The 1,085-nt window shown below is 61.0% G+C and carries 1 protein-coding gene; it reads right to left on the reverse strand.

Annotated elements, in window-relative coordinates; all coding sequences use genetic code 11:
• Window positions 1–1,070 (reverse strand): acyl-CoA dehydrogenase family protein (locus A3730_RS07605; RefSeq protein ID WP_063537833.1); only part of this gene is annotated, 1,070 nt, incomplete at its 3' end.
• Window positions 1,071–1,085: the final 15 nt, after the last annotated feature.

A 1,085-nucleotide genomic window follows, 5' to 3' on the forward strand; every position in this document is an offset into this window, starting at 1 on the left:
ACGGCAATGCTGCGCAAGTTCCGGTACCACATTTCCAGCGGGTAATCGCGAACGAAGCCCGCTCCACCAAACAGCTGGATGCCGTTGGTGCCGATTTCCATGGCCTTCTCCATGCACAACAGCTGCGCCAGATAGGCCTCCTTGTGGAAATCCAGGCCCTGGTCGGCCCGGCTGGCGGCACGTAGCATCATCAGCCGCATCCCTTCGATCTCGATGGCCATGTTAGCCACCATGAATGCCACGGACTGGCGCCAGGCAATGGGCTCGCCAAAGGCCTTGCGTTCATTCACGTAGGGGATCGCGTATTCCATCACTGCCTGACAGCAGCCCACCGCCAGCGCGCACTGGCCGATGCGGGACAGGCCCAGCAGCCGGTCCAGATCGAAATGGGCCAACCGGTCGGCCTCGGGCACGGTCACTGATTCCAACGTCAGCGTGGCCGGTTCTGCACTGCGCAGCCCCATATACGCCTCGGCCTGAATGGTCAGGCCGGCCGCGTCTTTCGGAACGATAAAGGCGGATACCTCTCCCTTTTCCGCCGCCACCACTACAAACCACTCACATTGCTCGGCCAACGGCACCAGGCTCTTCACTCCATTGAGCACCACTTGCCCGTTTGCAGTTTGTGCCGTGGTAGCGGGAGAGGAAGGCTCGAAAGTGGCGCGCGGCTCCGTCAGCGCGATAGCCGCACCGGTAAAGGTTTCCGTGGCCATGGCAGGCAACCAGCGTTCCTGCTGCTCGTCGCTACCGAAATCCACCAGGGCGTTGACGGCAGCCATGGGCTGCAAGGCAGCCAGGGTATGAGAAATATCCCCCTCGGCCAGATCTTCCACTGCCAGCGCGTTGGAGAGCGGCGAACGTGGCATGCCCACACCGCCCAGAGCTTCCGGCATGGGCATCAACGCCAGGCCAAAACCGGCGATGCTGTTTAACAGTTCACCATTCGCCTTTGCTGCGTCATCCGCTGCGCGCGATTGCGGAAACAGGGAATCACGCACCATCTTGCGCATTCCTTCACGGGTCATGCGCTGTTCTTCGGTTAATGTCAGGTCAAAAAGCGGTGTGGACATACAAGGGCCTCATCC

Source organism: Alcanivorax sp. HI0044 (assembly GCF_001634945.1).